The organism is Romboutsia sp. 1001216sp1 (genome assembly GCF_039841805.1).
In the GTDB taxonomy this organism is placed as follows: Bacteria; Bacillota; Clostridia; order Peptostreptococcales; family Peptostreptococcaceae; genus Romboutsia_C; species Romboutsia_C hominis.
In genome coordinates this window covers 49,262-72,560 of record NZ_JBDPHA010000001.1, presented here as the reverse complement: position 1 = coordinate 72,560, position 23,299 = coordinate 49,262, and the positions used below count along the sequence as shown (strand labels likewise).

The window sequence follows — 23,299 nt, the reverse complement described above, 5'->3', positions numbered from 1 at the left end:
GGTAAAATTATGGCAGTTAGTAAAACTAGCGCAAACATAGGTTTTGAAGAAACTCTATGGAAAGCAGCAGATAAATTAAGAGGAAGTATGTCAAGCTATGACTATAAAGATGTAGTTTTAGGATTAATGTTCTTAAAATACATATCAGATAAATTTGAAACTAGATACAATGAATTAGTAGAAGAGGGCGCTGGTTTTGAAGAAGATATAGACGAATACACAGAGTATAATATATTTTGGGTACCTCAAAAATCAAGATGGGGCTATATAAGAGACAATGCAAAATCTAATGAAATAGGGCAAATAATAGATGACGCTATGATAGAAATAGAAAAAGAAAACCCTAGCCTAGTGGGAGTTCTTGAAAAAAGATATGCAAGACCAGAACTAGATAAAAGAAGACTTGGAGAACTTGTTGACTTAATATCAACTATAAAGCTACACACTAAAGAAGAAAAAGACTTATTAGGTAGAATATATGAATACTTCCTAGGACAATTTGCCAGTGCAGAAGGAAAAAACGGAGGGGAATTCTACACACCTACAAGTGTTGTTAAAACTTTAGTAGAAATGATAGAGCCATACAAAGGAAGAATATATGACCCTGCTTGTGGTAGTGGTGGTATGTTTGTTCAAAGTGAGAAGTTCGTAGAAGAACACCAAGGTAAAATAGAAGACTTATCTATATATGGACAAGAATTAAATGCTACAACTTGGAAATTATGTAAGATGAACTTAGCAATAAGAGGACTTGATGGAAATATAGGACCACACCAAGGGGATACATTTCATAATGACATGCACAAAATGTTAAAGGCTGACTTTGTTATGGCAAACCCACCATTTAATATAAAGGACTGGGGAGGAAGTGCTTTAGTTGATGATATAAGATGGAAATATGGAGTACCACCAGAAGGAAATGCAAACTATGCTTGGATATCTCATATAGTACACCACTTAGCACCAAATGGAGTGGGAGCAATAGTTCTTGCCAATGGTTCTTTAAGTTCTAATACTTCTAATGAAGGAGAGATAAGAAGAAACTTAATAGCTAATGATTTAGTAGATGCAATAGTTGCTATGCCTGATAAGCTATTCTATTCTGTTGCTATTCCTGTTTGTGTATGGATTATAAATAGAAATAAGGAAAACAACCCTAAGTATAGAAGTAGAAAAGGTGAAACTTTATTTATAGATGCTAGAAACATGGGTGAAATGGTAGATAGAAAGCATAGAGAGCTAAGCAAAGAAGATATTAAAAAGATAGCAGATACTTATCATAGCTATAGAAACAAAGGAAATGAAGAAAGTATTGAAAATGGAAAAGTTAATGACTATGAAGATGTTAAAGGATTCTGTAAGGTAGCTACACTTGATGAAATAAAAGAAAATGATTATATATTAACTCCAGGTAGATATGTTGGCATTGAAGATGTAGAAGATGATGGAGTACCTTTTGATGAAAAAATGAAGCTTATAACTGATGAGCTTAATGAGCTTTTTGAAGAGTCAAGAAGACTTGAAGATGAGATAAGAGCGAATCTTGGAGGAATTGGTTATGAGTTTTAAAATAAAAGATATTTGTGATATAAATAGAGACAACTTAAGTAAAGAGGATGACTTAAAATATATAAATTATTTAGACACAAGTAACTTAACTCTAGGTAATATAAATGAATTACAGAAGCTTATAGTTGGAGAAGATAAAATACCAAGTAGAGCTAAACGAAAGGTAAAGGTTAGTGATATATTGATATCTACTGTAAGACCCAATCAAAAACATTATGGTATATTAAAAAAAGTAGAAGATAATATGATAGTATCAACAGGATTTGCAGTATTAACTCCTAATGAAAATATAGTTAATCCAAGTTATTTATACAATTATTTAACTCAAAATGAAATAACTGAATATTTACAAGGGATAGCTGAAACTAGTACTACAGCATATCCATCAATAAAGCCTAGTGATATAGGAAACTTAGAAATTGATTTACCACCAATAGAAGAACAAAAAGCTATTGCAAAGATTTTATCTGATATAGACGATAAGATAGAAACAAACAATAAAATAAACAAAAGACTAGAAGAAATGGCTAGTAGTATTTTTAAACATTGGTTTGTAGATTTTGAATTTCCAAATGAAGAAGGAAAGCCTTATAAAAGTAGTGGTGGAGAAATGGTTGAAAGTGAACTTGGGATGATTCCTAAGGGATGGGAAGTGAAAAATATTAAAGATATAGCACTTTCAGCAAATACAGGGGCAGATGCGATAAGAAGAGCTCCTATAGTTGAACATAATACTGGTATAAGATGTGTAAGAGTTGGTGATTTTACAAATAATAGAGAGCTAGACTCTTGGGGATTCTGTGAAATATCTAATGTTGACTATGAAAAGTTTAGATTAAGTGAGAATGATATATTAATAACTAGAACTGCATGTATAGGTCTAACAAAATTTATAATAGGAAATATAAATGCTGTATATAATAATGGTTTGATAAGACTAAAGGTCAATGATAACAATATAGCACCATATATTTATGCATTATTAAGCTCAAATGATTTTATGAATTATATTAATAGAATTACAGGAGAAACATCTACTAGACCGAATATGAAAGTTAATTATGTATTAGGTTATAAGTTTATATTACCAAGTAAAAATATCTTATTAAAGTTTGTACAAACTTATAGGGACTTATTATTTACTAATAAAAATATATCTATACAAAATGAAAAGTTATCAAATCTAAGAGATACTATACTACCAAAATTAATTAGTGGAGAAATAAGAGTAACTATAAACAAATAACAGATTAAAACATAACATCAGGAGAATTAATGTGACAAAGATACAGGGTGAATTAATGAGTAATGGTATGCCATATGCAAGGATATTTACTATAAGAGAGGATATGCTTAGATTAAAATGTAGGCTTCATGAACTTAGAGAAATTGAAGATGAGGCTAAAAGAAAAAGTTTAAAAAGAATAGAGCATATGAAGAACTCTATAAGAAAATACAATACCAATTTGCAACATTATTGTAATGATACAAAGATAAAAGCTTTATATGATTTAGAAGTATATGAAGCACAAATAGAGCTAGACGAAATTAAAAGCATGATAAATAAGTTAAAAGTAGTTAATGAAAAAGAAGATAATAGTAAAAAAGATGAAATAATTAAAAGAATAGTTAAAGACTTTGGACTATCACATGAGTATTTTATTGCTATTGGACATGGAGACTATTATCGTGATAATTTCTAATTAAAAACATTGTAAAAAGTAAACCGAGGAGATAACAAAATGAGAAAATCGACAATATTAGAAATATCATCAAAGGAATTTGATTTTGAATCTTTTGTAGGGGAAATAGGAAAAAACTTAGAAGAAGTAATAGAACCAGCATATATAATCACACAAATGAGACCAAGTAACATAGAAGAAGGAGTATATGTAGACTTAGATTGGGAACCAATAGAGTCATTTTCACCAGAAGATATAGAAAATAAAATATTCTATATAAAATTCATCATAGACCAAGGTATGTGGTGCGAAGATGGATATATATGTGGAGATGGTTCAGCATTTCCTGAAGAAGGTATTGATTATGGGGAGTTAGTTAATTATGAAAATGGATTTATAGTGTTTGTAAAAGACGGAATGATGAGTATAAACAAAGCCACTTATGGAAAAGCAAATCCATTCCAAGATGTTGCTAGGTTGGTAGACAATGCAGGAGATTTTGAGTCTATCATGAAAGACTTTGTTGAAAAATTTATTATAAATATTTAATAGGGAGAGAAATATGAGTGAATTTGGTTTTAATGAAGATGAATTAGAATTAGCATCTTTAGAGATTTTACAAAGCTTGGGATATGAATATATCCCGGGCAAGGAAGTTTCACCAAATAGTGAATTTCCAGAAAGAGAAAGCTTTAGAGAAGTTATTTTAAAAGAAAGAGTAAAAAATGCTTTATTTAAAATAAACAAAGAAATTCCACAAGAGGGATTGGAGCAAGCATATAGACAAATAATATCTTTCAATTCACCTTCACTTGAAGAAAACAACAAATACTTCCATAACTTAATGGTAAAAGGTATAGATGTATCTTTCAAAGAAGGAAGTGAAATAAGAACTAAAAAAGCATATATAATAGACTTTGAAAATCCAAACAACAACGAATTTTTAGCAGTAAATCAATTTACTGTTGTTGGGAATGAGCAAAAAAGACCAGATATAGTTATATTTATAAATGGTATTCCTTTAGTTATTGTGGAACTTAAAAATCCGAGTAATGAAGATACAAGTATTGAAGAAGCATACAATCAAATACAAACATATAAAAAAGATATACCAGCATTATTTAACTACAATGCATTTTGTGTTTTAAGTGATGGTTCTAGTGCAAAGGTTGGTACTATAACATCAAATATTGAAAGATATATGAACTGGAGAACTATTGATGGAGAAAATATAACTCCTTTATCAGTTCCTCAATATGATGTTTTATTTAGTGGAATGTTCCCAAAGGAAAGAATACTAGATATTATTAAAAACTTTATATTATTTCAAAATGACTCTAAAAACGTATTAGATGATGACGGAAATAAAATTGGTGAAAGCCAAGTTACTATAAAAATATTAGCAGGATATCATCAATATTTTGCAGTTAAAAAAGCAATAGAAAAGACTAAACTTGCTACAAGTGCAGCTGGAGATAGAAAAATAGGTGTTGTATGGCATACTCAAGGTTCTGGTAAGAGTTTTTCAATGGTATTTTACACAGGAAACTTAATAAGAGAGTTTAAAAATCCAACTATAGTTGTTTTAACAGATAGAAATGACTTAGATGAGCAGTTATATTCTACGTTTGCTAAAAGTATGGATTTACTAGGAGAAGAGCCTAAAAGAGCCGACAAAAGAAAGTTAAGCGAAGAAGATAAGTTGGCTAATGTAGGTTGTAAGGATAATTCAAAAGTAAAGCATGGGTTATTTGATTTATTAAATGGTCGTGAATCTGGAGGAATTATATTTACAACTATACAAAAGTTTAAGCCAGAAGATGGTGAAATGCCAGTTCTAACAGATAGAAAAAATGTTATAGTTATGGCTGATGAGGCACATAGAAGTCAATATGGACTTGATGCTAAGACTATAGAAAATGAAAAAGAAGTAGATGTTAAATATGGGTATGCTAAATATTTAAGAGATGCACTTCCTAATGCATCATATATAGGATTTACTGGTACTCCAATAGAGTTTGAAGACAAGTCAACTCCTATGGTCTTTGGTGATTATATAGATGTATATGATATGACACAAGCTGTTGATGATGGGGCTACTGTTAAGATATATTATGAAAATAGAATTATAAAGCTAGAGTCTGATAATGAAGAACTAGAAAAAATAGATGAAGAGTTTGAGGAACTAGCAGAAGGATACGAAGAGCATCAAAAAGAAAAGATGAAAGGTAAGTTTTCTAAGATGGAGGCTATTGTTGGTTCTCCTAATAGAATAAAAAAACTTGCACAAGACATTGTTAATCACTATGAAACCAAGTCTAAAACTATCAAAGGTAAAGCTATGATAGTTTGTATGAGTAGAAAAATATGTGTAGACCTTTATGATGAAATAGAAAGAATAAGACCAGAGTGGTGTAGTGATGATGAAAATAAAGGAAAAATAAAAGTTGTTATTACTGGAAGTTCATCTGATACTGAAGAGATTCAAAAGCACGTTGGTGGAAAAAGCAGACGTGATTTACTTGCTAAACGTATGAAGGACAATAAAGATGAGCTTGAGATAGTTATAGTTCGTGATATGTGGTTAACTGGTTTTGACGTTCCTTCAATGCATACTATGTATGTTGATAAGCCAATGAAGGGTCACAACTTAATGCAGGCAATAGCTCGTGTTAACAGAGTATTTAAAGATAAATCAGGTGGAGTGGTTGTTGATTATATAGGTATACTTGAAAGTTTAAAAAATGCCCTAAAGCAATATACAGATAGTGATAGAGGAAATACTGGTATAGATTCTTCACAAGCTATAGCTGTTATGAAAGAAAAGTTAGAGCTACTTAGAGAAGTTATGCATAGATATGATTATTCAGAGTTTATGGAAGGTTCTCCAAGAGCTAGAATGAATGCTATAACTGGAGGTATGAACTTTATACTAGGACTTAGTGAAGATGCTCAAAAAGAGTTTAAGCTTTTATGTATAGAGCTTGCTAAGGCTCATAGTTTATGTGCTGCTACTGATGAAGGAAAAGAAGTTGCTCTTGAAGTAAGTTATTTTAAAGCTGTTAAAGCTAGTTTAATGAAGCTATCTCAAAGAGGAGTTCAAAAGAAAACAAAAAAAGAAATAGAAGATAGAGTTAATCAATTACTTGAAAGATCAATAATATCTGAAGATGTTATTGATGTATTTGATGCTCTTAATCTAAAGCAGCCGGATGTATCAATATTATCAGAAGAGTTTTTAGAAGAGGTAAAATCTATAAAGCATAAAAATTTAGCTGTTGAAATGCTTAAAAAATTACTTGAAGGTAATATAAAGTTAATGGAAAAAAGAAATGTTGTTAAGTCTGAGAGATTTTCAGAAAAACTTCAAAAGTCTTTAAATAAATATAGAAACCAAGCTATAACTAATGCAGAGGTTATAGAGGAACTTATAAAAATGGCTAATGAGCTAAAGGAAGCTAGAGCCTTTGAAGAAGATTTAGGGCTTAGTGAAGATGAAATAGCTTTTTATGATGCATTAACTGATGATGAGATAGTTAGAGAAGTTATGAGTGATGAAATTCTTAAAAAGATTGCCCAAGAACTTAGTGATACTATAAGAAAGCAAGTTAATGTAGATTATAATGTTAGAGCTAATTTACAGGCTGGTATGAGAAATACTATTAAAAGACTTCTTAAAAAGTACGACTATCCACCAAAGCAAGCAAGACATGCACTTGAGATTGTTATGAGACAAACGGAGCTTATGAGTGAGCAGATAAGCTTTGAAGAAGCTATGGAGGAAAGATATATTAATAGCGAAAAGATAGCGGAAAATGAAGATGCATATTTATATTAGTATGTAGAATTATATCCAATTTTTATATTTGAAGCGTTTTAATAATTGAAAATACTAATCATATATAATAATGATTAGTATTTTCATTGTATATAAAATGAAAGTCAGTAATTTAAAATAGTTACTAATTAAAAATTGCCAAATTATATCAACATGGGGGGACATTACTATGAATTATAAAAAAGATAGTAATTATATAAAAAAATATGTTGGATTTTTAAAACAACAATATAATTTTAAAGGGTTATATCATTTTACAGACTTTGAAAATTTAGAAAGTATATTTAAATCTGGATATTTATATAGTAGAAATGGTTGTAATAAAAACAAAATTATATTTAAAGATGGAGCTAATCATGATGTATTAGACAAGGCTCAAGATACAGTACATGATAGTGTTAGATTATATTATAGACCTAAAACACCAACACTTTATGACAATGAAGGGGTAAAATTAAAAGAGTATTGTGATAAAATACATATCCCGATGCCAGTATATTTGCTATTTGATGAAGAGTTATTATATTTAGATACAACAAAATTTAGCAATGGAAATGCAACAAGATCAGATATAGGGTGTACATACGAATTTTTTCAGAGTATGGATTGGTCAGCCATATTTCATAGCACTTGGTTTTATCCAGAAGAAAGAGACTATATAGTAAACAAAAGACATGCAGAATTACTAAGTAGTAAACCAATATCTATTGATAAATATCTAAAAAGCATTATATTTAGATGTGAAGCTGATAGAAAAAGAGCTATAAATGTATATGGACATAATAGTAAGTATGAAGTGGATTTAAGTATATTTTCAGATAAAAATACAGGACATGCAAGAAATGATTGGCAAGAAAATAATTTTGTAAAAGATTATAATATATGTTATGAATTTTATGAGAATTTAAGAAAGAAAAAATTAATTATAGAAATTGAATTTCAAAAGTTATTTACAGATTATGATATTCAATTTGTGATTGAAGATGTTAATGGAGTCAATATAACGAAAAATAAAAATTATATATATAAAATAGAGAAGATATATATAGATGAGTTTGGTAACAAGTGTAAAACTAAGGAAAATTGTAAAAAGGGATTGATTGAAATAAGTGGGAATATAGAGGAAATTGGTAAATTCTATTTATATATAAATGGAATTCTATACATAGATGAAGATTTCCTTAAAGAAGAAATAAGAAAATATGAAATGTTTTTGAAAGAACAAAATAATGAAAAGTTTATTTTTACATGGTTATTAAAAAATAATAAGAGTCTCAATTATATTCATAGATATGAAATTTTAGATATAAACAATAATATAATAAAAAGTAGAATAATAGACTTTGGCGATTATAAAGAGAGTGTGTCATGGAAACTTACACTTGATGATTATAATGAAAATTGGTATAAAATAAAGTACTATATAGATGATATTGTTTATATACATGATACTATATGTAATAAAAAGGTTATCTGTACAGAAGAATAAAAAGGAGATTAATTATATGATAGAATACTTAGATGGAACAGTTTTCAACTCGCCAGCTAAAACTATAGTTAACACAGTTAATTGTGCAGGTGTAATGGGAGCTGGTATTGCATTGGAATTTAAACTTAGATATCCAAGAATGTATGAGGAATATACAAAGCAGTGTGAGAATAAAGAAATAAAAGTTGGTATTCCTAAGATATATGAGCATTGTAATGATAGATGGATTATGAACTTTGCAACAAAAGGACATTGGAGGTTTCCATCAAAAATACAATGGATTGAGTCTGGATTAAAATATTTTGCTCAAAATTATGAAAAGAGAAATATAGAGTCTATAGCTTTCCCAAAATTAGGCACTCATAATGGAGGACTTGATTGGGAAGAAGTTAAGGTATTGATGGAAAAGTATTTAGGTGATTTAAATATACCAGTATATATATGCTTAGATGAAAAAGTAGAAGCTGAGGGAACTGAAAAATATATGGTTGATATTATAAATGCCACTGATATAATGGAAAAATATAAGGATATAGGTATATCTAAAAAAGCAGCAGAAAAAATAACTAATAGATTACCGATAAGTAGATTTTGGCATATTTCAAATATACAAGGTATAACTTCAAAGGCATATGAAAGTATTTTTAACTATTTTTACAAAAAAACTGATGAATACTTAAATTATAATAGAGTTAATGAAGAGATAATAGTACAAACAGAGCAACTTAAATTATTTTAATCAATATGTGAAATAGGCATATTTATTATATTTAAAGTGTAGATAGATTTATTTTAAATAAATCTATCTACACTTTCTTAAATGAATTTTAATTTAATATACTGGCCTTTTGTTCTATAGATTTTAACTCCTCATAAATCTCTTCACATATATATTACATATAATATAACCCACCGATATACTTAATAAATTCATCCTTATCAAGTTTTTTATATTCATACTCAGAATCATCAACAATATAGACTTGTTTATACTAAAAATTTCCAATATAAAAATTAATTAAATTATAAAATTCTTTGAAAACATTAATAAATTTAAAATAACTTAACAAATTTCATACTCAAACTAAGCTAAAAGTCTATTATGAGTTTGAATATGGAAATAAATGGTATATAATATTGATTGTGACAAAAAACGACTAAAAAGGAAGGAAAAATGAAAACTCTTGTAAGTGAGAATTTTTTAAAAAATATACCAAAGGATAAAAAGGAATTTGTATTATCAAAGTTAGATAAATTTATAGAAGAACTAGAAAAAAACAACTATGATATAAGAAGTATATCAAATAGTTTTTCAGTATGGAAAATAAAAGGAAATGACAATATTTATAAATTTAGAATAGATAGCTCAAATAGAGTATTATTTACATACACATCAAAAGTAGAGGGAATAAGGGGAGAATACAAGGAGGACAATAGACTATTAATACTTGACTATTGCAATCATGATGAACAAATAAGAAGAGCTAAAGAATTAGAAATAGATATAAGTTACATAGACTTAAATAATAATGATATAAACGATAATATAGATGATATAATCAACGAAAAAATGTATAAAAACTATTGTTACAACTCAGCATCAACTATAACTAGAGTAGTAGACAATGATAAATTAATATCATTATTAAAAGATAACTCAAAAGAAACTATATACTACTTAAGTGATGAACAAGATGATGTTATAAAATCTCAAACACCATTATTTTTATTTGGAAGTGCAGGAAGTGGAAAAACAACAATAGGTATTCATAAAATATATTCGCTTTACAAAACTCATAGCATAGATATAGGCTATTTTACATACTCAACTTTACTAAAAGAAGAAACAAAAGAAATATTTGATTATTTATGCAAAGATGATGACAAAGAAAAGATGCATAGTAAAGTTGAGTTTTATGATGTTAATTCATATTTAACGCAAAGTAGCAAAGCTTTAGATTTTGTAAGGTTTGATGAATTTAAATTATGGATAGAAGAAAATATTTTAAAATTTGATAATAAATTAGATATAGATATATTTCATATTTATAGAGAAATAAGAGGAATTATAAAAGGTATGATTGGTATTGACTGGAAATATCAAAGTGGAGATTTATACAGTCAAAGGTTAATAGATAAAGAAATATATTTAGGATTATCAAGTGATTACACAACATTTAACAATAGAGAATTAGCTTATGATATAGCAATTAAGTATGATAAGTGGCTTATAAACAACGATAAATTTGATGAAAATGATATAGCTAGAATGGCCCTAAAAGAACTAGATGAAGGTAATGTAAAAAAGTATGACTTTATAGTAGTAGATGAAGTACAAGATTTAAGTGAAAAGCAAATATATTTTTTATATAACCTAGCTAAAGATAAACATAATATACTTTTTAGCGGAGATTTTAACCAAACTATAAATGCTACATATTTTAATACTCATAGAATAGAGTCATTATTTAAAATACATAATGAAAATATTAAAGTAAATAATAAAACACTAGAAACTAATTATAGAAGTTGTAAAGAAATAGTAAAGCTTTCTAATAAGGTTAGTGAGCTTAGAATAGATAAGCTATATAAAAGTAAGAATGATTATATTGAAAAGTATATAGACTTAGATGAATCAAGTAACACTAAGCCAGTGATTCTTGGGAATAGTGAGTATAACAAAAAAAGTCTTTTAAGCATAGCAGATGATAGACACTATGTAGCTATTGTAGTTAGTGATGAATATGAAAAAGATAAGTTAAAAAATGAATTAAATATATGTGAAAATGTATTTACAGTAGGAGAAATAAAAGGTATAGAAAAGCCATATATAGTTTGCTATAACTTAATATCAAATTACAAAGATGATTGGGACTATATATTAGAAGGTGTTGACTTTGATAAACATAATCTATATAGGCATCATTTTAATATGTTTTATGTAGCTATAACAAGAGCTAGAAATAATATATGTTTTTATGAGGAGAAAAAATCAAAACTATATAATGAATTAATTGATTATATTGATTATGTAGATAAGTTTGATGAAAGAAATCTTAAGCTTAATATAAAATCAACTAGTGATGATTACTTTAAAGAAGGAAAATATCTAGAAGCTAAAGGCAAGTATTCTCATGCTATAAGTCAATATAAAAAGTCTAAAGTATGTGATAGTAATATTCATATAAGAAGATGTGAAGCTCTTATGTTAAGAGACAAAGGAAAACATTTAGAAGCAGCTAATGAATTTTTTGATATAAGTGAGTATGAATTAGCTAGTCAGTGCTATAAAGCATCTAATAATAAATTAGGATTTTTAAAATGTCTAGTAAATTTAAATAAAGAGTATGAAGAAATACTAATGGAATTAAACATACTAAATAGTAGCCCTTTAGATATAGTACTAAAAGAAGATGATGAAAAACTAAGTAAGTGTTATTTTAAAATATATGAAGATTATATAGATAAAAAAATAAACGAACAAAGCGATAATGTAGATTTAATAGAGTATAGCATTAAGTTTTTAAAGAGCAACTAAGGGAGAGTAATATGGACACAAAATATATAGAAAGTTTAATTAACAAGTTTGAAAAAAGCTTAAGTGAAACAGAAAGAATGTCTAATTCTTTAATTGAATTAAGTGATGTATTATCTAAATTAGACACAAGTATTTCAAGGGTAGATGAATCTATATCAAATATATATGAAGATAGCGAAATAGATTCATTAACTGAAAAATCTATAGATGCAGTTAGTAGTTTACAATTAGTTAAAAAGCAATCTACAGACATATTAAAAAGTATTAATAGCTTTAAAACATTACAAGATGATCTATGTAAAGTTCAAAGTGATGTTAATAAAGAGTATAGTAATTTAATAGAAAGCAATAAAGAAAAATTAAGTATAAAAAATGATATAGAAGAAATAAATAGAGAAATAATAGATATGTCTACAAGTATAGGTGGTTTATATACACAAAACCAAAAACTAAAAGAAGAAGTAGATAATATAAATGACAATATAGATAACTTAATAAAAACTGTAGAGGATGGGTTTATAGATTTAAAAAATGACCTATTAAAGGAGATTAAAATCTTATTAAAAAGTGAATCAATTAAAAGTGTAGAATCAGCGAGACAAATACAGTTTGAAGATTTAAATGAAGATATGAAACTTGAAAATGCAAAAGGCATTATAAAAGCTAAAGAAGAAACTACTAATATAGAAATTGAAAAAGAAAGTATTAGTATAGAATTAGAAAAACATTTTGATAAAAATGATGAAATTGAAGATAATGTAGAAGAGATAGATATAGAAATTGAAGAAGATGAAGAAGTAACTAAAGAAAAAATGGATAGAGCTACTTTATATCAGATGAGAGGGAAAGACAAAGAAGCGTTAGAAATACTTAAAGAGTTTTCCGATAAAGGAAATGCTACTGCACAATTTCAAATTGGATGTATTTATTACCAAGGAAATAGCATAAAGAAAAATTATAAAGAAGCGTTTAAATACTTTAAGTTATCAGCAGAAAATGAAAATGCAGAAGCTATGTACAGTGTAGGAATGTGCTATGGTGAAGGGAATGGAGTAAAGAAAAATCTTAAAGAAGCTATTAAATGGTATGAATTATCAGCAAAAGCTGGTAATAAATATGGAATGTGCACAACAGCAGCATTTTATGAAAATGGAACAGAAGTAGAAAAAGATTTAGAAAAAGCTAAAATGCTATATGAAGAGTCTGCTAAACAAAATATAGATGAAGCGCAATATAGATTAGGCATGATGTATTATGATGGTAGAGGAGTAGATAAAGACTATAAAGCTGCTGTTAAATGGTTTAAAAAAGCATCGGATAATAATTGTAAAGCACAACATATGCTAGGAAAGTGTTATGAAGAAGGTAAAGGAGTTCAAAGAGTAGATTATAAAGCTGCTATAAAGTGGTTTAGAAAAGCTATAGATAATCATAGCTTAAGTACATTTTATGAGCTAGCTAATTGCTATAAAAATGGAAATGGTACTAAAAAAGACATGGAAAAAGCACTAGAATTATACATTCAAGGAGCAGAGCTAGACGAAGAAAGATGTGAGTACGCTTTATGTGAAATTTATGAAGATTCACTAGGAAAAGAAGAGGATAAGAAAAAAGCTTTTGAATACTGTAAAAAATCAGCAGATAAAGGATATGACATAGCGCAAGTAAAACTTGGGGAATATTACTATAATGGTACTTTTATAAATAAAGACTATAAAGAAGCTATCAAATGGTTTAAAAAAGCTAGTGAACAAGGAAATTTAAAAGCACAATATAAGTTAGCAAGTTGTTACCATAATGGAAATGGAATAAAGAAAAATGATAAAAAAGCATTTGAGTTATTAGAAGACTGCGTTATAAAAGGATATAAAGAAGCTAAGTTTGAACTTGGAGATTTCTACTATAATGGATATGGTATTTTAAAGGATACTGACAAAGCCATAGAGTTATTTAAAGAAAGTGCAGAAGATGAAAATATATCAGCTTTTAAGATTCTAGGAGATATATATTATAGTGGGGAAGTTGTAGAAAATAACTATGAAAAATCTATATACTATTATGAAAGCCTGCTAGAAAACGTGGATGATGAAGAAATCAAAGAAAAGTTAGCAAATGCTTATTACAATATAGGTGAAGAATATTACTATGAAATAGAAAATGGATACTCTAACAAAGAAAAAATAAAAGAATATCTAGAAAAATCATCAAAATTAGGATTAAATAAAGCTACTTATCTTTTAGGGAAGTACTATGAACAAATAGAAAAAGATTATGATAAAGCGGTAAAATATTATGAAAAGATAGTGGATAAAGACTCTAATGCTCAAAATAATTTAGGGCTATGTTATGTCTATGGTGATGGAGTAGATAAGGATTATAAAAAAGCGGTAGAATTATTTACACTAGCAGCAAATAATGATCATGCAGATGCACAAAATAATCTAGGACTGGCATACCAATATGGAGAAGGTGTAAATGTAGATCTAGAAGAAGCTAAGAAATGGTATGAAAAAGCAAGTGAACAGGGACATATCGATGCTAAGTACAACTTAGGAAATTATTACTATGATTTAGCTAAAACTGATAAAATATATGAAATAGTAAGATTTAAAGAAGCTGTTATACTTTATGAAGAAGCAGCTAGTGAAGGGCATATAAATGCACAGTTTATGATAGGTGAGTGCTATATGTATGGAGAAGGCGTAGAATTTGATAATGAAAAAGCTAAGTATTGGTATGAAATAGCAGCTGAGAATGGCAATGAAGATGCTAAAGAAGTATTAGAAAATGAATTTTCAGAAAAATAAATTACAAGGAGGAACGATTCGTTCCTCCTTTATTTATAAATATATCTTTTAATATTCATAATTTGTTTTAACTATTAAATTAATACTCAATTAACTTTAACTCATCAGGATCAAGTTCTAATATTTCAGACTGATCAAATTCATCATTCTCCTTATCCATTTCTGATTTATAAAAAGATTTATCAATGAAGAAACTTACAAATGTAGCTTCAGGACCTTCATAAAAGTTATAGATTGAATCAGTAAAATTTTCAAAATACAGTGCAGAAAAAATAGAATATAACTCCTCGTGGTAATCTAAATTGACAGTAACAATTTTACTTTTATAATAGTGATACTTTTCATACCCTATTTCAGATAAGTCTCTATTTTTACTATTAGATTCAATATGTATAAATTGTGTATCATTTGAATTGAATTTAGAGTCCATATACCAAGAAAAATCTATACAAACGCCCATTTCTTCTAGAGAATTAATTAAGCGTCTAAAGTCACTAGCAGTTTGAATATCTACTTCAAAGCTTATGACATCTTTAATAACTGTTTTAAATGAACTATTTTTATTCTTCATAATTATGCCTCTCTTATATTAGACTTTAGGGATATTTTACCACTACCAAAAAATAATTGCTATAAATTTAGATGAGATTTATATACAAAATATGGTAAAATATTATTTAGAAAATAAACTATTAAGATAGCAGACATTAGAAGCTAGGGGATAAAAATGAATAAAATAAAAGTAGTTTTAAATGACAAAAATATAAAATATCCAAATGATTATAAAAAGTGGATAAATGATGATATTTTTAAAAGTATCGTATCAAAATTAGAAATCGATATTATCGATTTTATCAATGTTTTTAATAAGTATAAACTAAAGTTAGAAAAAATAATTATAAACAAAGATAGAAAAGGAAAAATACTTTATATAAAAGGACATCCAATAAAGCATTATATGAGATATGGATATAATCATTACACTACAAGAATAGATAATAAAGAATATACATTTATATATATTGGAGAAGATTTTGGAGCCCCAATACCTAAAAAAGAATTGATAAAATTAATAAACAATATATATATAAATAATAAAAGTTTAAACTTTGATGATAATATGAAATATAACTTAAACTTATTAAAAAATGGATATGAGCCTAAAAAAGATTTTACTAATGACATTTACTATTGTAGATATGAAGAAATAGAATATTCTATAATAAATAATATAAAGTTATTTAATTACTTAGAAAGTGAAGTTGAAGTATCCTATAAAACATTTAAAATACCTAAAAAAAGAGGTGGATATAGAACTATAGAATCACCAAATAAATCTTTGAAAGATGCTCAAAGGCTTATAGTAGAGTTAATATTAAAAAGCATAGAAATATCATCTTATTCAACAGCATTTATAGAAGGTAGCACTATAAAAGATAATGCAAAGAAACATGTAAATAAAAAATATGTTTTAAATATGGATTTAAAAGACTTCTTTAACAATATAGGGAAAGAAAGAGTTTATAATATATTCAAGTCACAAAATATACCTCATAGAGAAGCTTTAAAATATACTAGGATATGTACATATAATGGAGGAATACCTCAAGGAGCCTCATCTAGTCCATATATATCTAATATTGTATGTATTAATTTAGATAAAAGAATAAGTTCTATTTGTAATATGATAGATGCTGATTATACTAGATATGCAGATGATATAACAATATCAAGCAATAATAAGAATATAAAAAGATATATTAAAAGTATAGAAAATATAATTATAGAAGAAGGATTTGAAATAAATTACGATAAAGTAAGATTGTTATCTAACAATACTAGACAAATAGTTACAGGTCTTGTTGTTAATGAAAAAGTTGGAGCAAATAAAGAGTATATAAAAAATATTAGACAAGAAATCTATTATTGTAAAAAATATGGAGTTAAAGAGCATTTAAAATATAGTAATATTGATATATCAGAGGAAGAATATATAAATCAATTAAGAGGTAAAATTGGTTTTATAAAGGGAATAAATTGGAAAAAAGGTAGAAAGTTATTTGAAATGATGGAAGGTTTGTAAGTTAGTATTGAATATATAAAAAAATTTATATATAATGAGAATAGATGAAATGTCTATAGTATTGGAGAGGTTACAACCTTTAATGGGTAGCGAGTCGCTACTTAGAGAATAATGTTATTGTCATGCACACAAGTGTGACAGAAATCAATCATTTAATGATATTTTTTTTAATTAAATATTAGTAAAATATTGAGATTTTATAAAAAAGCATAAATTAAAATGCTGGATAGTATATAGCAATATATAGACGAATTTTTTAGCTCGATAAAGAAAGTACATAATAAAAGTGTAGGTTATACCTATGCTTTTTTGTTTTAATATAATATATTAAAGGAGTAATTATGGGAGATATAAAGCTATTTAAAATAAAAGATGAAGTAGAAGAAATAGAAGGGAATTCAATGCAATTAGAAAAGCATCTACAAAATATAATAGAAGAAAATATGGAGGTATTCTTAGGAGTAAAATTTTTAGCAACAGAATACTCAACAGGCAAGGTACACAATGGTAGAATAGATTCACTTGGAATAGATGAAAATAACTGTCCTGTAATAATAGAATATAAGAGAGCTATAAATGAAAATGTGATAAACCAAGGATTATATTATTTAGATTGGCTAATGGATCATAGAGCAGAATTTAAGCTTTTAGTTATGGAAAAACTAGGAGCTGAGGTTTGTGAAAATATTGAATGGTCTAGCCCAAGACTTATATGCATAGCTAATGATTTTACAAAGTATGATATACATGCTGTAAAGCAGATAAATAGAAATGTAGATCTTATAAAATACAAAAACTATAAAGAAGAGCTACTATTACTAGAAATGGTACATACAAATATAGTTGTAGAGGAAAATAACAAACTTAAAAATAAGCCAATAGAAATAAATAAGGCTAAGAATAAATATAAAACAGTAGAAGATTATTATGGAGAGGCCAGTGATGAATTAAAAAATAGATACAATATATTAAAAGATTTTATATTAAGCCTTGGAGATGATATTCAGCAAAAAATATTAAAAAACTATTTTGGGTTTAAGAGAATTAAAAATTTTGCTTGTGTAGAAATTCACCCTAAAAACAATACAGTACTTATATATGTTAAAGCTAATATAAATGAAGTAGAACTTAAAGAAGGATTTACTAGAGATGTAACAAATATCGGACACTTTGGAACTGGAAATTTAGAAATAAGATTTACACATATAAAGCAGTTTGAAGAAATTCAAAAGTATATAATGAAATCTTATGAAATGAACTAGTGAATATGATTTAGAGGTAAGCTAGATAGGAGTAAACTGGTAAACCTATACAAAAATTAAGACTATAACTAAAAAATTATAGTCTTAATTTTTGTATAATATATTAATTTCTATTAAGTTGAATACTATCATAAGGGCCAAGATTAACTATAATTAGAATATTTTTTTAAATATTTTCCTTTTTTATAATATCATAACCTTTTGTCTAGAGTGTATTATTAAGAAACGCTGGACTAAAGTAGCATATGTATATACTAAGTTATGATATAAAGTATTATAAAAAAAATTAATCAATAAATTAGAAAACAAACTAAAATATTGTTAAATATATTTTACTTGGGTATAAATATAAGGAAATAAAAATATAATAATGAAGTATTTACTAAAAATCAATAGGAATTAGATACTTATATTTTTTTAATAAGTACGAGCATTAAAATAAGAGGTGTTTAAAATGTTTGATAAAATAGTATTACCTTATGGATTTCACGATTTAGAACCGTATATAGACGAGGATACTTTAGAAATTCACTATGGAAAGCATCTTCAAACTTATGTTAATAATCTAAACAATATATTAAAAGGCTATGAAGAATTTACTAAAGGAAAAACATTAGAAGATATATTAAAAAATGTATCTAGTTTACCAGAAGAAATTAGACAGTCTGTAATAAATCAAGGTGGTGGAGTTTACAATCATAATTTATATTTTGCAAATTTATCTCCAAACCCTTGCGAAATACCAAAAGGAGATTTACTAAATAAGATAAATGATACTTTCGGTAGTGTTGAGAACTTAAAGAGTGAGTTAAACGAACTTGCTATATCTAAGTTTGGTTCAGGTTATGCATCTTTACTTATGGATGAAAATAAAAATTTATATGTAAAAGCTACATCTAATCAAGATACAACTCTTGAACAAGGGTTAACACCTATACTTACAATAGATGTTTGGGAACATGCTTATTATTTAAACTATCAAAATCGTAGAGCTGAGTATGTTGAAAATATATGGCATGTAATTGATTGGAGTAAAGTCGAAAAATTATATGAGAAGTAGATGGTATTTTGAGATAAAATAACATATGAAGATAATTTCACAAGTTTATATAAAATACCAAAACAAATAATATGTGTTATTGTTTTGAACAGTGATTAAAGTAAAAGGCTTTGTTAATTATAAACAAAGCCTTTTTTTAATTATTTTGATAGATTTATAAATGTTTCTCCAAAACTCAAATTCAATACATGATTTATATAATTTCATAAAAATGAAGTAATGTGAGATATCATTCTTATTTATATAATTAGTATGTTTTCTTCAAAACTAAATTATCATAAAATCCGCCACGAGAATTCCTTTTCTCATTTCTTTTATTTAAAACATCATCCTCACTATAACCATACTTCTTACCAATCGCAAAAAGTACTTCCATAACATCAGCAATTTCATCTAAATTCTTATCCTCTAAAAGTTCATTAACCTCTTCACCAAGCTTCTTATAAAGATACTCAAGAGCTAACTCATCAGAAACCCTCTCAATTTCACACTTATTCCCACTAGCCTCTATAATTTCAGGAATCCTATCCCTAACTAATTTATCATAAACTTTCATAAAATACCTCCAAATAAGATAATAACTAAATTATAAAATGAACTAAAACACTTGTCAAAACATGATAAAATATAGTTATACAAATTGGAAATAATAAGCAAAAATACAATGGAAAGGTTAAACTAATGAATTTAAATATAAATTGTATAACAGGTCATAATGACCATTTATATAAACGAATACAGCAAAGCATCCATACAGCTTCATCAATAGATATAATAGTATCATTTTTGATGGAAAGCGGAGTTAAATTAATACAAAAAGACCTAGAAATAATAAAAAATAAAAATATACCAATAAGAATACTAACAGGAAACTACCTAAACATAACACAACCATCAGCATTATACCTTATAAAAGACATACTAGGGGATAATGTTGATTTAAGATTTTATAATGATACAAAAAGAAGCTTTCATGCTAAGGCATACATATTTGAAAAAGAAAACGAAGGAGAAATATTTATAGGATCTTCTAATCTTTCAAGAAGTGCATTAACAAGTGGTATAGAATGGAACTATAGAATAGATAAAAAAGCCAATCATGATGATTTTAAATATTTTAAAGATGTATTTGAAGATTTATTCCACAATGAATCAATAATAGTAAATGATATAGAACTAGAAAAATACTCGAAAACTTGGAAAAAGCCTAAAATATATGCCAATATAAATAATGATAAAGAAGATATAAATTATGTATATGAAGAAAATAATAAAGTAACATCTATATTTGAACCAAGAGAAGCTCAGATAGAAGCGTTATATGAGTTAAAAAAGACTAGATTAGATGGAAATGATAAGGGATTGGTAGTAGCAGCTACTGGTATAGGCAAAACATATCTAGCAGCATTTGATAGTAGAGAGTTTAATAGAGTATTATTTGTGGCACATAGAGAAGAAATACTAAAACAAGCCTATGATAGCTTTAAAAATGTAAGAACTGATAAGTGTATAAATGATATTGAAGTTTATGATAAAGTAGCAGATAATATTGAAAATAGCTTACCTTCTAATACATATAATGAAGATGGATATAATATGGGATTTTTTATGAATTCTATTAAGGATAATGATAAAGATATAATATTTGCATCTGTCCAAAGTTTAGGAAAAAAAGAATATTTAAATGAAAAATATTTTTCAAAAGACTATTTTGATTATATAGTGGTAGATGAATTTTACCATGCAGTATCTAAAAACTATCAAAATATAATAAATTACTTTGAACCTAAATTTATGCTAGGGCTTACGGCTACACCAGATAGACTAGATAATAAAGATGTATTTAGTGTATGTAATTATAACACAGTGTATGAAGCTACACTAAAAACTGCCATAGACAAAGGGTTTTTAGTTCCATTTAGATACTATGGTATATATGATGATAGTATAGATTACAATGATGTTGAGTATAAAAATGGTAAGTATAATGATAAAGAATTGGAAAAAGCTCTAAGTATAAATAATAGAGCAAATTTAATATTAAATCATTATAAAAAATATAAATCAAGTAGAGCATTAGGATTTTGTACAAGTAAATCTCATGCAGAGTTTATGGCAAAATATTTTAATGAAAATGGGATACCTTCATGTGCAGTATATAGTGGAAGTGATGGAGCGTATAACGAAGAAAGAAGTATTGCATTAAATAAACTTAGAAAAGAAGAAATTAATGTTATATTTTCAGTAGATATGTTTAATGAGGGATTAGACGTAAAAAGTATAGATATGGTAATGTTTTTAAGACCAACAGAAAGTCCAACAATATTTTTACAACAATTAGGTAGAGGTCTTAGAAAAGATAAGAATAAGAAATATCTAAATGTCTTAGATTTTATAGGAAATTATAAAAAAGCTAATTTAGTACCATATTTATTAACTGGAGAAAGTAAAACTAAAGAATCATCATTAAAATCATATTTACAAGAAGAAGATTATCCCGAAGACTGCATTATAGATTTTGATTTTAGGCTTAGAGATATATTTGAAAGAATGAGAAAAGAAAGTCAAAAGATTGAAGATATGATTAAAGAAGAATTTTATAATATAAAAAGAGATTTAGGACATAGACCTTCAAGATTAGAATTATTTACTTATATGGATGATGATTTATATAATAATATAAAGAAAAAAGCTAAGATAAATCCATTTAGAGACTATATAAGCTTTTTAGAAAAATTAAATGAATTAAATGAATATGAAAAAATTATCACTGACACTATTGCTTATGATTTTATAAAATTTATAGAAAATACTAGTATGAGTAAGACTTATAAATTGCCAGTATTACTTGCTTTTTATAATAATAGTAATATGAAGCTTAAAGTAGATGATGAAGACTTATATAAATCTTTTAAAGATTTTTATAGCAAAGGTTCTAATAAGGTTGATATGCTAAAAGATAAATCAACATCTAAGTTTGAAACTTGGGAGAAAAAGCAATACGTAAATCTAGCTAGAAAAAATCCTATACACTTTTTATGTAAAAGTAGTAGTGAATTTTTCTATTTAGATGGAGACTATGTTTGTTTAAATGAAGAGTTAGGTAAGTACTTAGATAATGAGAGCTTCATTAAAAATATAAAGGACGCTATAGACTTTAGAACTAAAGAGTATTATAAAAATAGATTTAAAAATAAGTAAAATAAATAGCTTAGATCCTGTGTCGCGGAACATGACATAGGGGTAAAAGGAGAAAATTATGAATTGTATATTTTGTGAAATGGATAATTATATACTAGAAAATGAATTAGCATATGCTATATTTGATAAATTCCCAGTTAACAAAGGGCATATGCTATTTATCCCTAAAAGGCATGTAAAAGACTTTTTTGACATAACTAAAGAAGAAAGAGAAGCTATATTTAATTTAGTAGAAGAAGGTAAAAAACTATTAGATAAAAGATATCCTCCTAATGGATACAATGTAGGTGTAAACTGTGGTGAAGTATCTGGGCAAACTGTTATGCATGTTCACGTTCACCTTATACCAAGATATATTGGAGATACATCTTGTACCAAAGGTGGGGTAAGAGGAGTTATACCAGATAAGATGAAATATTAGAATTTTAATGAGTGAAAGATATGATAAAAGAAATAGAAGTTAAACATAGATGGGAAATAGCTCATAGAGGACATTGTAAGTGGTTCTATCCTAATCATGAAGAAAATATAATAGAAATATTTTTTGACTTAGATAGTGAGTATAACATAGAAAAAACAGACTCATATACGCTAGATTATGATAGTAAGTGGTATAATTTATTTGAGAAATTGGTTAATAAAGAGGGATATATATTTAGAATATGGAAAAAGGCAGAAAAAAGAGGCTACTGGTATGTTGAAGATGTAGTAGGTGTTAATTTAATAAATGTAGAAGAGGATAAAATAGAAGTCACTAAAAATAAATAATA

General features: G+C 26.8%; 17 protein-coding genes. 15 read left to right on the top strand and 2 right to left on the bottom strand.

The annotated features are described in order from the left end of the window. Positions 1-9: 9 nt before the first annotated feature. The 9 genes from ABHC41_RS00305 (at position 10) to ABHC41_RS00265 (ending at position 14,923) form a co-directional block, all read left to right on the top strand. Positions 10-1,569 carry a class I SAM-dependent DNA methyltransferase gene (locus tag ABHC41_RS00305; RefSeq protein WP_271891858.1) on the top strand — a complete coding sequence of 520 codons (1,560 nt, stop codon included), beginning with the start codon at positions 10-12 and terminating at the stop codon, positions 1,567-1,569. Continuing rightward, the gene (locus tag ABHC41_RS00300; protein WP_271891857.1) at positions 1,559-2,815 is read left to right on the top strand and encodes a restriction endonuclease subunit S; all 1,257 of its coding nucleotides are present in this window, start codon (positions 1,559-1,561) and stop codon (positions 2,813-2,815) included. Before ABHC41_RS00305 ends, ABHC41_RS00300 begins: the two co-directional genes overlap by 11 nt. Positions 2,816-2,846: 31 nt before the next feature. Next, on the top strand, positions 2,847-3,272 hold the full coding sequence (locus ABHC41_RS00295; protein WP_271891856.1) for a hypothetical protein: 426 nt from the start codon (positions 2,847-2,849) through the stop codon (positions 3,270-3,272). A 39-nt stretch (positions 3,273-3,311) separates the two neighbouring features. Next, entirely contained in the window at positions 3,312-3,800 is a 489-nt protein-coding gene (locus ABHC41_RS00290) for a hypothetical protein (RefSeq protein WP_271891855.1), read from the top strand. Positions 3,801-3,813: 13 nt separating this feature from the next. Beyond that, the gene (locus ABHC41_RS00285; RefSeq protein WP_271891854.1) at positions 3,814-7,089 is read left to right on the top strand and encodes a type I restriction endonuclease subunit R; all 3,276 of its coding nucleotides are present in this window, start codon (positions 3,814-3,816) and stop codon (positions 7,087-7,089) included. 169 nt (positions 7,090-7,258) lie between these two features. After that, positions 7,259-8,578, top strand: a complete 1,320-nt coding sequence (locus tag ABHC41_RS00280) for a DarT ssDNA thymidine ADP-ribosyltransferase family protein (RefSeq protein ID WP_271891853.1) — start codon at positions 7,259-7,261, stop codon at positions 8,576-8,578. 16 nt (positions 8,579-8,594) lie between these two features. After that, positions 8,595-9,317, top strand: coding sequence for a macro domain-containing protein (locus tag ABHC41_RS00275; protein WP_271891852.1), 723 nt, complete (start codon positions 8,595-8,597; stop codon positions 9,315-9,317). 435 nt (positions 9,318-9,752) lie between these two features. After that, positions 9,753-12,116 carry a UvrD-helicase domain-containing protein gene (locus ABHC41_RS00270; protein WP_271891850.1) on the top strand — a complete coding sequence of 788 codons (2,364 nt, stop codon included), beginning with the start codon at positions 9,753-9,755 and terminating at the stop codon, positions 12,114-12,116. A gap of 11 nt (positions 12,117-12,127) precedes the next feature. Next, positions 12,128-14,923 (top strand): tetratricopeptide repeat protein, encoded by a 2,796-nt coding sequence (locus tag ABHC41_RS00265; RefSeq protein WP_271891849.1) that lies wholly within the window; start codon positions 12,128-12,130, stop codon positions 14,921-14,923. A gap of 79 nt (positions 14,924-15,002) precedes the next feature. Here the strand turns inward: ABHC41_RS00265 and ABHC41_RS00260 are convergent, their stop codons facing one another. Beyond that, positions 15,003-15,494 carry a hypothetical protein gene (locus tag ABHC41_RS00260; protein WP_271891848.1) on the bottom strand — a complete coding sequence of 164 codons (492 nt, stop codon included), beginning with the start codon at positions 15,492-15,494 and terminating at the stop codon, positions 15,003-15,005. A 156-nt stretch (positions 15,495-15,650) separates the two neighbouring features. Between ABHC41_RS00260 and ABHC41_RS00255 the strand changes: the two genes are divergently transcribed. The 3 genes from ABHC41_RS00255 to ABHC41_RS00245 all read left to right on the top strand — a co-directional run bounded on the left by ABHC41_RS00255 (position 15,651) and on the right by ABHC41_RS00245 (position 19,328). Further along, positions 15,651-17,006 (top strand): reverse transcriptase family protein, encoded by a 1,356-nt coding sequence (locus ABHC41_RS00255; protein WP_271891847.1) that lies wholly within the window; start codon positions 15,651-15,653, stop codon positions 17,004-17,006. 341 nt (positions 17,007-17,347) lie between these two features. Further along, a complete protein-coding gene (locus tag ABHC41_RS00250) occupies positions 17,348-18,268 on the top strand; it encodes a DUF5655 domain-containing protein (RefSeq protein WP_271891846.1) in 921 nt (306 codons plus the stop codon). A 454-nt stretch (positions 18,269-18,722) separates the two neighbouring features. Beyond that, positions 18,723-19,328, top strand: coding sequence for a superoxide dismutase (locus ABHC41_RS00245; protein ID WP_271891845.1), 606 nt, complete (start codon positions 18,723-18,725; stop codon positions 19,326-19,328). A gap of 247 nt (positions 19,329-19,575) precedes the next feature. Here the strand turns inward: ABHC41_RS00245 and ABHC41_RS00240 are convergent, their stop codons facing one another. After that, on the bottom strand, positions 19,576-19,884 hold the full coding sequence (locus ABHC41_RS00240) for a nucleoside triphosphate pyrophosphohydrolase (RefSeq protein ID WP_271891844.1): 309 nt from the start codon (positions 19,882-19,884) through the stop codon (positions 19,576-19,578). Positions 19,885-20,009: 125 nt separating this feature from the next. On the opposite strand from ABHC41_RS00240, the gene ABHC41_RS00235 reads away from it, so the two are divergent. From ABHC41_RS00235 to ABHC41_RS00225, 3 genes are read left to right on the top strand one after another with little or no spacing between them, the layout of a single operon-like run. Further along, entirely contained in the window at positions 20,010-22,529 is a 2,520-nt protein-coding gene (locus tag ABHC41_RS00235) for a DEAD/DEAH box helicase family protein (protein WP_271891843.1), read from the top strand. A 58-nt stretch (positions 22,530-22,587) separates the two neighbouring features. Next, positions 22,588-22,950, top strand: coding sequence for an HIT family protein (locus tag ABHC41_RS00230; protein WP_330678043.1), 363 nt, complete (start codon positions 22,588-22,590; stop codon positions 22,948-22,950). 11 nt (positions 22,951-22,961) lie between these two features. Beyond that, positions 22,962-23,297 carry a hypothetical protein gene (locus tag ABHC41_RS00225; protein ID WP_271959425.1) on the top strand — a complete coding sequence of 112 codons (336 nt, stop codon included), beginning with the start codon at positions 22,962-22,964 and terminating at the stop codon, positions 23,295-23,297. The last annotated feature ends 2 nt before the right edge of the window (positions 23,298-23,299 follow it).

What these genes read in the sequence shown, in the direction of transcription:
- ABHC41_RS00255 (WP_271891847.1), top strand. Translation starts at nt 15,651, where the DNA reads ATGAATAAAATAAAAGTAGTTTTAAATGACAAAAATATAAAATATCCA.
- ABHC41_RS00285 (WP_271891854.1), top strand. Translation starts at nt 3,814, where the DNA reads ATGAGTGAATTTGGTTTTAATGAAGATGAATTAGAATTAGCATCTTTA.
- ABHC41_RS00275 (WP_271891852.1), top strand. Translation starts at nt 8,595, where the DNA reads ATGATAGAATACTTAGATGGAACAGTTTTCAACTCGCCAGCTAAAACT.
- ABHC41_RS00265 (WP_271891849.1), top strand. Translation starts at nt 12,128, where the DNA reads ATGGACACAAAATATATAGAAAGTTTAATTAACAAGTTTGAAAAAAGC.
- ABHC41_RS00235 (WP_271891843.1), top strand. Translation starts at nt 20,010, where the DNA reads ATGAATTTAAATATAAATTGTATAACAGGTCATAATGACCATTTATAT.
- ABHC41_RS00240 (WP_271891844.1), bottom strand. Translation starts at nt 19,884, where the DNA reads ATGAAAGTTTATGATAAATTAGTTAGGGATAGGATTCCTGAAATTATA.
- ABHC41_RS00270 (WP_271891850.1), top strand. Translation starts at nt 9,753, where the DNA reads ATGAAAACTCTTGTAAGTGAGAATTTTTTAAAAAATATACCAAAGGAT.
- ABHC41_RS00230 (WP_330678043.1), top strand. Translation starts at nt 22,588, where the DNA reads ATGAATTGTATATTTTGTGAAATGGATAATTATATACTAGAAAATGAA.
- ABHC41_RS00250 (WP_271891846.1), top strand. Translation starts at nt 17,348, where the DNA reads ATGGGAGATATAAAGCTATTTAAAATAAAAGATGAAGTAGAAGAAATA.
- ABHC41_RS00260 (WP_271891848.1), bottom strand. Translation starts at nt 15,494, where the DNA reads ATGAAGAATAAAAATAGTTCATTTAAAACAGTTATTAAAGATGTCATA.
- ABHC41_RS00300 (WP_271891857.1), top strand. Translation starts at nt 1,559, where the DNA reads ATGAGTTTTAAAATAAAAGATATTTGTGATATAAATAGAGACAACTTA.
- ABHC41_RS00290 (WP_271891855.1), top strand. Translation starts at nt 3,312, where the DNA reads ATGAGAAAATCGACAATATTAGAAATATCATCAAAGGAATTTGATTTT.
- ABHC41_RS00280 (WP_271891853.1), top strand. Translation starts at nt 7,259, where the DNA reads ATGAATTATAAAAAAGATAGTAATTATATAAAAAAATATGTTGGATTT.
- ABHC41_RS00245 (WP_271891845.1), top strand. Translation starts at nt 18,723, where the DNA reads ATGTTTGATAAAATAGTATTACCTTATGGATTTCACGATTTAGAACCG.
- ABHC41_RS00305 (WP_271891858.1), top strand. Translation starts at nt 10, where the DNA reads ATGGCAGTTAGTAAAACTAGCGCAAACATAGGTTTTGAAGAAACTCTA.